Source organism: Thermogemmatispora sp., assembly GCF_042408735.1.
GTDB lineage: Bacteria > Chloroflexota > Ktedonobacteria > Ktedonobacterales > Ktedonobacteraceae > Thermogemmatispora.
The window spans coordinates 1-10005 of sequence record NZ_JBHOQV010000167.1 but is presented as its reverse complement, the minus strand read 5'-3'; the positions used below and the strand labels follow the sequence as shown (position 1 = coordinate 10005).

The 10005-nt window shown below is 64.4% G+C and carries 11 protein-coding genes; 8 read left to right on the top strand and 3 right to left on the bottom strand.

All coding sequences use genetic code 11. The annotated features are described in order from the left end of the window. Positions 1 to 910: 910 nt before the first annotated feature. Positions 911 to 1165, bottom strand: a complete 255-nt coding sequence (locus tag ACFMO7_RS18640; RefSeq protein ID WP_376796996.1) for a hypothetical protein — start codon at positions 1163 to 1165, stop codon at positions 911 to 913. Between the two features lie 133 nt (positions 1166 to 1298). Between ACFMO7_RS18640 and ACFMO7_RS18635 the strand changes: the two genes are divergently transcribed. Together ACFMO7_RS18635 and ACFMO7_RS18630 are read left to right on the top strand one after the other, a co-directional pair. Continuing rightward, positions 1299 to 1520, top strand: coding sequence for a helix-turn-helix domain-containing protein (locus ACFMO7_RS18635; protein WP_376796995.1), 222 nt, complete (start codon positions 1299 to 1301; stop codon positions 1518 to 1520). Between the two features lie 149 nt (positions 1521 to 1669). Continuing rightward, positions 1670 to 2344, top strand: a complete 675-nt coding sequence (locus tag ACFMO7_RS18630) for a TlpA family protein disulfide reductase (RefSeq protein ID WP_376796994.1) — start codon at positions 1670 to 1672, stop codon at positions 2342 to 2344. 62 nt (positions 2345 to 2406) lie between these two features. On the opposite strand, the gene ACFMO7_RS18625 is transcribed toward ACFMO7_RS18630, so the two are convergent. Both ACFMO7_RS18625 and ACFMO7_RS18620 read right to left on the bottom strand, forming a co-directional pair. Beyond that, a complete protein-coding gene (locus ACFMO7_RS18625) occupies positions 2407 to 3222 on the bottom strand; it encodes an anti-sigma factor family protein (RefSeq protein WP_376796993.1) in 816 nt (271 codons plus the stop codon). Positions 3223 to 3306: 84 nt separating this feature from the next. After that, positions 3307 to 3933 carry a sigma-70 family RNA polymerase sigma factor gene (locus ACFMO7_RS18620; protein WP_376796992.1) on the bottom strand — a complete coding sequence of 209 codons (627 nt, stop codon included), beginning with the start codon at positions 3931 to 3933 and terminating at the stop codon, positions 3307 to 3309. Positions 3934 to 4255: 322 nt separating this feature from the next. Between ACFMO7_RS18620 and ACFMO7_RS18615 the strand changes: the two genes are divergently transcribed. The 6 genes from ACFMO7_RS18615 to ACFMO7_RS18590 form a co-directional block, all read left to right on the top strand. Then, positions 4256 to 5257, top strand: a complete 1002-nt coding sequence (locus ACFMO7_RS18615; protein ID WP_376796991.1) for a sugar phosphate isomerase/epimerase family protein — start codon at positions 4256 to 4258, stop codon at positions 5255 to 5257. Then, positions 5254 to 6096, top strand: coding sequence for a transketolase (locus ACFMO7_RS18610; RefSeq protein ID WP_376796990.1), 843 nt, complete (start codon positions 5254 to 5256; stop codon positions 6094 to 6096). The genes ACFMO7_RS18615 and ACFMO7_RS18610 overlap by 4 nt, the downstream gene beginning before the upstream one ends. After that, positions 6096 to 7043, top strand: coding sequence for a transketolase family protein (locus tag ACFMO7_RS18605; RefSeq protein ID WP_376796989.1), 948 nt, complete (start codon positions 6096 to 6098; stop codon positions 7041 to 7043). The genes ACFMO7_RS18610 and ACFMO7_RS18605 overlap by 1 nt, the downstream gene beginning before the upstream one ends. After that, positions 7040 to 8545, top strand: coding sequence for an FGGY family carbohydrate kinase (locus ACFMO7_RS18600; protein WP_376796988.1), 1506 nt, complete (start codon positions 7040 to 7042; stop codon positions 8543 to 8545). The genes ACFMO7_RS18605 and ACFMO7_RS18600 overlap by 4 nt, the downstream gene beginning before the upstream one ends. A gap of 40 nt (positions 8546 to 8585) precedes the next feature. After that, entirely contained in the window at positions 8586 to 9599 is a 1014-nt protein-coding gene (locus ACFMO7_RS18595) for a sugar-binding transcriptional regulator (protein ID WP_376796987.1), read from the top strand. Between the two features lie 142 nt (positions 9600 to 9741). Then, a partial coding sequence (locus tag ACFMO7_RS18590; protein ID WP_376796986.1) for a DUF2291 family protein occupies positions 9742 to 10005 on the top strand: 264 nt, incomplete at its 3' end.

The following is a 10005-nucleotide window of genomic DNA, read 5'->3' as shown; positions in this document are numbered from 1 at the left end:
ATCCCAGCCCTCTCTTTGAGGACTGGACCGTCGAACCGTCAGGCCCGCCCGGTCTTAACGGCCAGCCGGCCTCCCAGACGGCCCGGGCAGGGCATCTCAGGCGTCTTCAGCACTTGCGCCAGGCCGTTCATTGCCGCGCGCCCGTCCCAAAGATGCCGCGCCCCGCGCTCCTCCTGACAGGTCCATGCCCGAATCTCCGCTCCGGCGGCATCCCCTCTGGCCCTTTGGAGTGGAATGGCAGGCATGGCAGATGCGGGGCGAGCCGTCTTGGCCCCACGAGCCATCCACGCGCCATCCCCGTTCCCGAAGCGGGTCGCCGCCCAGGTCTGGATCCCTCTGAACCATCCGATGAGCGGTTGGTTCTTCCTTGCCCGACGCCTTCCCCGGCTGCGATCCGTGACAGGTCGTCCAGCCCCGCCACGCGCTGTTCTTCCACTGCCAGACGCATGTTCAGGGAGGGCCGCAGCGGCCACCTCCTGCAGTTGGTTCAGGAGGCCCCGATGCTGCCGGCTCCCCTCCAGCCGGGTCGAAACCAGCCTGATGCGCTCCTGTACCCTGTATCCGCTCTTCCTCGAAGCTCGCCCCTTCCGAGGTGCTGATGACGACCTCCTCCGGGCCGCAATGCACGCAAAGCCAGAAGACCCACTCCGACCCGAACCGAAGCAGGCGCCCCTTGGGGGCGACCTCCAACCGGCCCCTTCGCCGGAACAGAGCCGGCACCCGCGTTCCCGCAGGCCCCGCCTGTGGAAGGTCCGTCCGGAACCCGGCTCGCGCGAAGCACTTCGTGCGCCCCAGGCTGTCATGACTGGCGGAACGGAGTCCCGCAAGGCCATCCGCCTCCGGACTTGGGCTGGTCAACCTCGGGCCTGTGCATCAGAAGCCCCCCGGCTTGAGCCGTGGGGTGGTTGACTTAGAGAGGCTCCAGACGCACGCGCTCTTGCTCTAGCGGCGTTGTGGCCAGTGGATGCCGCATGACTCCGTAGAGCCGACGCTCCTGCCACATGCCCTCATGACGCACTACAAAAGGCAGACCATTCTCATAGCAGCACACGAGGTAGTAGGCTTCCTTCTGATAAGGGTCCTTCTCGATGCTGTGGACGCGAACGTTGGCCTCCCGGTCCTGACGGATACGCTCCGCCAGAGCCTCGGCCTCGCTCCTTGTCATGGCTGACCTCGCTCTCTTTCATATATGGAATATCTGATATGGAATTTCTTATCAAGCATATCACAAGTGACACAGCTTTTTCAAGAGATCCCCTCTGTATAATCAAGGCAGATCAGCATGCGAGAAAGGCCCTATGGTTCGTCTGAAAGTCAAAGAGATCCTGGCGGAGCGCGGCATCAGCATGAGCAAGCTCTCGCGGATGTCGGATATCTCCTTTAGCACCATCAACCGGATTTGCAACGACCCTGGCTACAGCCCAACAGTCCATACCCTGGAGCAGCTAGCTAAAGCGCTAGGTTTGCATGTTGCAGATCTGCTCGAAGAAGTGCCGGACCCGCCAGAGGAGCGAAGGTAAGCGGGTGAAGGAAGGGGAGCCAGCGCGGAGTAGGAGCTTGCAGGAATTGAGCGGCCCGGCCTATAGTATAGGATAGTGTCGAGCAGCAGAGAGGAAGCCAGACCCCTCCGGGCGAGCGAAGCGCAACATCCTCTCTCAAGGTTGAAAGCATGGCACAGAAACGAGGAGTCAGCAGCAAAGAGCGGACGGAGAAGCAGCTTGCGCGGGAGCAGCGACGCGAATTTGAAGAAGAGCTAGCCGCTCATTACAAGGAGCAAGTGGGCAGGCCACGCGATCGGAGGCGTCCCATCTTCATCGGCGTTCTCGTATTGGTCGTCGTCCTGGTCGGGGGCTACATCGTTCTGACCCTGCTCCCCGCGCCGGCCCAGACGCCGACTGCGGGTGTAGCTGTCGGGCAGCCGGCGCCGGACTTCACCCTGCCTGTCTATGGTGGGAGTGGTGGTCCGACCGTCAGCCTCAAAGCCCTGCGTGGCCATCCAGTCGTCATCAACTTCTGGTCGGAATCCTGCGATCCCTGTCGGCGTGAAGTCCCGCTCCTACAGCGCACCTACGAACAGTACGGAGCGCGGGGCACCTTTGTCCTGCTGGGCATCAACCAGGCCGATCCCAAAGAAGACATCGCCAGCTTTGGCCGGGCCTTCAAAGTCACCTATCCCTTACTCTTCGATGCCGGTGGCACGGTCAACGCCGCCTATCGTGTCACCGCCATCCCGACCACCTACTTTATCGACCGGCAGGGCATTGTACGGGCCGTAGCCATTACCGAGCTAAGCGAGCAGAGCCTGCGCCAGGGCCTGGCCGATATCGGCGTCCAGATCCCCTGACCCGACCTGTCCCGATCCCGGCCTGACCTGACCTGACCTGGCCTGCTTGCTCGCCTGTCGGCCTACCTCGGCCTGGTAGTAGTTCGATCGAAGCCGCGTCCGGCAGACGAGGGGGGCTGGCGCGTCAAGAGCAGTCCGGCGAGGGCGGCGATCAAGAGCAAGCAGCCGAGGAGCAGGCGAGTCAAAGGGGCCAGCAGGAAAGCTGTCAGAGAAAAGGCGGGAGCACCATTTGGTAGTTGCCAGGGACTGTAGCCGGGGGGAGTGGCCTCGGCAGGGGCTGGTGTGCCCGTCAGACCCGGTCGCATGCCACGCGGAACCTCGCTGGAGGTGGCCGGTGTCGCTGCAGCATGCTGCTGTGCCTCTGGAGACGAGGCCGGCGGGCGCACCGGCGCCACCTGGACCGCCGTACTCGTGCTGCCTGAAAAGCCACCGCTCACCGAAGCCAGCAAGGCCGAGAGCAGCAGCGCCAGAGCAATCACCGCTGCCAGCGTACTCATGACCCGCACCAGGCGCCGCAGAGGCGAGCGTCTGGTTCCAGCTCCTGCCATCGGCTCGCTCTGGGGACCTGAACGTCCCGCCGAGGAAGCGGCAGGCCCCTCTGAACCCGTCGATGTCGCCAGCGTATTCACCTCCGGCTCTGCTGCCGGAGGCGAGGTCCGCAGCAGCTCGGGCGTCAGCGTAAAGGTCCGCGGCGGCCTGGCCGGCGGTAGCGCGCGCAGCAGCTCGCGCGTCAGGCGCAGGCTCGCCAGCTCTGAGCGACAGGCGGCACAATGGGGCAGATGAGCGGCGCAGAAAGTCTCCTCCTCAGAAGAGAGCGCCCCATCCAGATAGGCCGAAAGCTGCTCAAGTGTCGGATGCTCCTGATGGTCCTGTGCCACAGCTCACTACTCCAGTGCCAGAAAATTGCCCTCTGCCAACAAGCCCGTCCTCGACGCTCAGCGGCGGGCGCCGGGCAGCACCTCTTAGGAGGAACGAAACTGGCGCGGCAAAAGTTCCTGATGGCGAGCCAGATAGGCCCGCAGGCGAGCGCGACCCCGCGCGATGCGCGAGCGTACCGTCCCAAGCATCGTATGCATCACCGTGGCGATCTCCTCGTAAGACAGGCCCTCGATATCGCAGAGAATCAGCGCCAGGCGCTGCTCAGGAGGAAGCTCCGCCAGGCCGCGCTGGAGCAGCTCCTGTAACTCCCGGTGGAGCAAGTACTGCTCCGGGTTGGCCTCCAGCTCGGACGAGGCCAACTGAGCCAGCGTCAGCGAGGGCTGAGGATCGTCCTCCTCGCTGGCCGTCTCCAGCGACTCTTCGGGATGACGGCGCTGGCGACGCCAATGATCGTAGACCAGGTTTGTTGTGATGCGCAGCAGCCACGAGCGGAAGGCCGTCCCGCCGCGGAAGGTCGACAGATGGCGAAAGGCCGAAAGAAAGGTCTCCTGGGTAATATCGGCGGCCAGATCCGCATCGCCCAGCATACGCAGAGCCACATTATAGACGCTGGACTGATAGCGCAGGACCAGCTCATTAAAAGCGCTCACGTCACCGCGCTGGCTTTGGGCGAGCAGCTCCGCCTCATCTGCGTCAGGCCGTGCCTGCATCAAGCTGCCTCTCTTCCTGGTCTAATCGCCCCCAGTGTAGCATAAAAACCGCTCAGCGACTACCTTCCAAAACCTTCCCGCACCCACCCCCGGCCAGAGAGAGAGCCAGATCTCTTCCCGAGCGTTCGAGGTTGCCGTCCCACCTGCTCGCCTGGTCCGCCCGCGGCATCAGCCGTTGCCTGCCGAGGAGGAGAAGCCCAGGCCCGCAAAAAATTCAAGGCCCTGGCCTCTTGACAGAGCGGCCCCGTCCCGGTACACTTATCGGTGTGTTGAATATTTTTTCAGTGATGAATAATTATTCAGAGACGAGGAGACGAGAGAGATGAGCAACGGCCTCCAGTTTGGCGCGGGCATCTGGCTCTTCGGCCAGTTTATTGACCGCTATGCGACCAACGCCTACGGGCCGCCGGTGGGCACCCTTGAGGCCATCGAGCGGGCCGGGCGTGTTGGGGGGCTAGTTGGGCTAGACATCAACTATCCCTTTCCCGAAGAGGACCTGAGCCTGGAGCAAGTCAAAGAGGCCCTGGAGCGCAACGGTCTACGGGCCATAGCCATCACCCCAGTCATCTATGACCAGCGCTTCGCGCGCGGCAGCTTTACCCATCCGGATCCGGCCATCAGGCAGCAGGCGATCGACCTGGGCAAGCGAGCCAGCGACGTTGCGCGGGTACTGGGAGCTGACTACGTCAAATTCTGGCCGGGGCAGGACGGCTACGACTACCCCTTCCAGGCCGACCATCTGCAGCTCTGGGATTTCACCGTCAACGGCATTCGGGCGGTAGCCGAAGCCAACCCCGACCTGCAGTATGCTATCGAATACAAAGCCAAAGAGCCGCGTGTTCATCTGGTCCTCAGCTCCTCCGCGCGCACGCTGCTCGCCATCCAGGAGATGGGCGTCAACAACGTTGGCATCGTCATGGACCTGGGCCACTCCCTCTTTGCCAAGGAGACCCCGGCGGAAGCCTTACAGTTGATCGCCCGTCAGGGCAAGCTGACAAGCATCGAAGTCAACGACAACTGGCGCGAATGGGACGACGACCTGGCCGTTGCCTCCCTGCACATCATCGAAACCATTGAATTTTTGCAGGCCGTCGAGCGCATCGGCTGGCAGCGTCCGATTCTGCTTGACCAGTTCCCCTTCCGTGAAGATCCGGTGGAGGCGGCGCGGGTCAGCATCAAGCGCATACAGGCCCTTGAGCGGGTGCGTCGGCGCCTCGACCAGGCGGCGCTCAAGGAAGCGCAGGAGAAGCAAGATGCCCTGCGGGCGCAGCAACTAGTCTTTGCTGCCCTGCTGGGACTGGACGGAGGCGAAGAGCAGGCATGACCCAGGATCATGAGGACCAGCTTGCGGCCCTACGCAGGAAAGCCAACCTTTTGAGGCAGCGAGACCTCGTGATGATCCAGCGTGCCGGGATGGGGCACATTGGCGGAGACTTCTCCGCCCTTGACATCCTGGTCACGCTCTACTTTGCCGTCCTGCGTGTGGACCCGCAGCATCCCGATGCTCCTGAGCGCGATCGCTTCATTCTGAGCAAGGGACATTGTGCTGGAGCCCTCTACAACACCATTGCCGAAGTAGGTTTCTTCCCGACCAGCGAGCTAGAGACCTTCATGAAGCCCCTCTCGCGCCTCAACGGTCACCCGGATCGCACCAAGGTACCGGGGGTTGAGGCCAGCACTGGCCCGCTGGGTCACGGTCTCCCCATTGGGGTAGGGGCCGCTTTAGCGGCCAGGCTGGACGGGGCGGCCTGGCGTACCTACGTCCTCACCGGCGACGGTGAGCTGCAGGAAGGCAGCAACTGGGAGGCGGCTATGGCCGCGGCCCACTATGGCCTGGACAACCTCACCGTCATCGTTGATCGTAATCGGCTTCAGCAAGGAGCGGCCACCGAAGAGACCATCCGTCTGGAGCCGCTGGCTGACAAATGGCGAGCCTTCGGCTGGGCGGTACGTGAAGTTGATGGGCACGACCATGCCGCGCTGCTAGAGGCCTTACGAGCGAGCAGCGGATGGGAGCCGGGGCGTCCGCGCTGCCTGATCGCCTACACACACAAAGGTCAAGGGGTTTCCTTTATGTGCGACAATGTTGACTGGCACCATCGAGTACCGACGCCCGAGGAGGCCGAGCGGGCACTGCAGGAGCTACGGGAGGCGGTGCACTGATGAGCCAGCTCTACGACTGTCGTGATGCCTTTGCCCAGGCGCTCGAAGAGGCGGCGCGCAATGACCCGCGTATCGTCGTGGTCATCAACGACTCTCTCGGCTCCAGCAAGCTCAAGGGCTTCAAGGCGGCCTTTCCGCAGCGGCTGATCAACGTTGGCATTGCCGAGCAGAACATGGTCGGAGTGGCCGCCGGCCTTGCCAACGGCGGCAAGATCCCCTTTGTCAGCGGGGCCTCGCCCTTTCTGACAGCGCGCGCGCTGGAGCAGATCAAGGTCGACCTGGCCTACTCGCAAGCCAACGTCAAGCTCTGCGGGATGAGCAGCGGCCTGGCCTATGGCGAGCTGGGGCCGACCCATCACTCTATCGAAGATCTGGCCTGGACGCGCGCCATCGCCAATCTCACGGTCGTTGTTCCCGCCGACCCGCTGGAGACCGCCCAGGCTATCCACGAAGCGGCCCGTCTCCCCGGACCCTTCTTCCTGCGCATCAGCCGCATGCCCGTGCCGCAGGTGCATCCGGCGGACTACCGCTTCCGCCTCGGCAAGGCGAGCTGGTTGCGTCAGGGAAGCGATGTGACCCTGATCGCCACGGGAGTCATGGTTGCGCGCGCCCTGGAGGCTGCCGCACTGCTTGCCAACGAAGGCATCGAGGCGGCAGTGCTCAACATGGCGACCATTCGCCCGCTTGATCGCGAGGCCGTAATCGAGGCCGCGCGGCGCAGCGGAGCCATTGTCACCGTTGAAGAGCACACCGTCTACGGCGGCCTCGGAGGAGCGGTCGCCGAGGTAGTCGTGACCACCTATCCCGTCCCAATGCGCATTCTGGGCGTGCCCGGCGTCTTCGCGCCCACCGGCTCGCCCGAGTATCTCTTAGAGCATTTCGGTCTGACGCCTGCTGGCATTCGGGCCGCGGCGTTAGAGCTTCTCAAGGCGAGAGCAGAGCAATGAAGCAGACGGCAATCCTGGCCATTGATCAGGGAACGACCAATACCAAAGCCCTGCTTGTCGACGTCGCGGGCAATGTGCTCGCCCGGGCCAGTCGCCCTGTGGGGCGCCGCTATCCGCGTCCGGCCTGGGTTGAGCAAGATCCGCAGGAACTCTGGCAGAGCGTGCTGGAGGCCGGCGCCGCCTGTCTGGAACAGGCGGGGGCGAAGGCAGAGCCGGTGGCCATAGCCATCAGTAACCAGCGTGAGTCGGTGCTGCTCTGGGAGCGCGCCAGCGGTCAGCCCCTGGGGCCATGCGTGAGCTGGCAATGCCAGCGCTCGCGCCAGCTCTGCCAGGCCCTGCAAGATCAGGGGCTGGAGCCGCTCATTCGCGAGCGCAGCGGCCTCACCATCGATCCCATGTTCTCGGGGACCAAGATCCGCTGGCTGCTGGAAGAGCAGGATCTCCTGGCGCGGGCAGAAGCTGGCGAGCTGTGTGCTGGCACGATCGATAGCTGGCTCTGCTGGCAGCTCAGCGGCGGGGCGGCCCATGTCTGCGACATGACCAACGCCTCGCGCACACAGCTCTTCAACCTGCAGCGGCGCGCCTGGGACGAGGAGCTGTTAGGGCTGCTGGGCGTACCGGCGGCCGTTCTGCCCGCGGTAGAGCCGTCGGCCAGCCTTCACGCCCACACCGTGGCCTGTGGGGCCATTCCGGCGGGCCTTCCGATAGCGGCCCTGATCGGCGACTCGCACGCCGCCCTCTTTGGCCAGGCCGGCTTTCTGCCGGGAGCCGTCAAAGCCACCTATGGCACCGGTTCATCGCTGATGACACCGGTGCCGGAGCCGCGCCTCTCGCAGAGCGGGCTCTCTACAACCATCGCCTGGGCCATTGGCGAGCGCGTCACCTATGCCCTCGAAGGCAATATTTACGTCACCGGAGCCGCCGTCGAGTGGCTGGGGCGCTTCCTTGGCCTCAGCGAACGTGATCCCGTTGGAGAACTGGCCGCCCTGGCCGCCAGCGTGCCCGACAGCGGCGGCCTCTACTTCGTCCCCGCTCTCAGCGGCTTAGGGGCGCCCTACTGGGACAAAGAGGCCCGCGGTCTCATCTGCGGCCTGACCCAGGCCAGCACCCTGCCGCAACTGGCGCGGGCCACCGTCGAGGCCATCGCCTATCAGGTGCGTGCCGTCTTTGACGCCCTGCAGGCGGAAGCGGGCGTCGAACTCCAGGTATTATTAGCCGATGGTGGTGCCACCCGCAACGACCTGCTTATGCAATTTCAGGCCGACATCATTGGCAAACCGGTGCTGCGCTGTGAATCGGCGGATGTCTCCGCGCTGGGAGCCGCTTACCTGGCTGGTCTGGCGCTGGGCCTCTGGGAGAGCGAAGAAGCCATCGCGGCCCTGCCGCGGCCTCGTCAGCGCTTTGAGCCGCTCCTGCCTGCGGAGGAGCGTGAGGCCCGCTATGCCGGCTGGCAGGAGGCGGTCGCCCGCGCCACGCTGCACCGATCCGCAGGGCGCCGGTAGGAAGGATCTTATCCGGCGAAAGCCAAGGAGTAACCCACGTATGGCACGCATTGACGATCTGCGCTTGATGGCCAAGGTGGCTAGCCTCTACTACGAGCGCGGCCTCTCGCAGGTAGAAATTGCCGAGCGGCTGCAGCTCTCGCAGTCCAACGTCTCGCGCCTGCTGAAGCGGGCCCAACAGGAGCAGATTGTGCGCATCACGGTGAGCATGCCGCGCGGCGTCTATACCGACCTGGAGAACCAGTTAGAGGCTCTCTACGGCCTCAAGGAGGCCATCGTTGCCGATTGCCCGGAGGAGGCCAGCGGCGAACAGGTGCTGCAAGCCATTGGCAGCGCGGCGGCCTTCTGGCTGGAGTCAAAGGTCACGCCTGGAGAAATCGTTGGCATCTCGTCCTGGAGCGCCTCCCTGCTGGCGATGGTGGACGCCATGCATCCGCTGGCGCAGCCCTCGCGGGCCAAGGTGCTCCAGATCCTGGGAGGCATTGGCAACCCGGCGGCGGAGGTCCACGCCACCCAGCTCACGCGCCGCTTGGCCGAGCTGCTGCATGGAGAGGCCGTCTTTCTGCCGGCGCCGGGCGTGGTCAGCTCGCCGGAGGCCCGCCAGATCTTCTTTGAAGACCCCTTTGTACGCGAAGCCTACCAGCTCTTCGACAGCGTCACCGTGGCTCTGGTCGGTATTGGCGCCGTCGAACCCTCGGCGCTCCTGGCCAGCAGTGGCAATATCTTCTCGCTGGAAGAGCTGCACATACTGCGCGAGCATGGAGCCGTCGGCGACATCCTGCTGCGCTTCTTCGATGCCCAGGGGCGTCCGGTGGTGACCCCCCTTGACGAGCGCGTGATCGGCATGCGCCTCGAGCAGCTCCAGCGGGTCAAATATGCCGTTGGCGTTGCCGGTGGCGAGCGCAAGCAGGCGGCCATTCGTGGTGCCCTCGAAGGGCGCTGGATCAATGTCCTGATCACCGATCACCTGACGGCGCGTTGGCTGGTAGAGCAGAAGCAAGCTCGGGCTGTCGCTCCCGAGCGTGGAGAAGGGGCTGATGCAGCCAGGCGCTAGCTGCAAACGAAGCCGAGGCAGCCTGCCACGCGCGCAGGAAAGCCAACCCAACAACGACCGACCATTGTCTGGTTGGGAGGATCCTATGCACGACCATGCTCAGAGGATGAGCCGCACAAAGCAGCAGTCCCAGAGGTCCTGTATGGCCTCAATCCGACAGCAGCCATTGCTATGGAGCGGTCTGGCCTGCCTGCTCTGTCTGCTGCTCTCGGCCTGCAGCCTCTACACGGTGCGGCCACTCAACGCCAGCAGCAGCTCTGGAGGAGGGGGCGGGGGCGCCCAGCCCTTTGATCCGGAGCGCTACGTCAACCAGATCTGGGCCAGCCGCGTGGTGCCGACCGTGGTTGCGCAGGCGCACGATGCCAGCGAGGTGCTGGCCGCGCTCAAGGCCAACCAGCAGGCGGCC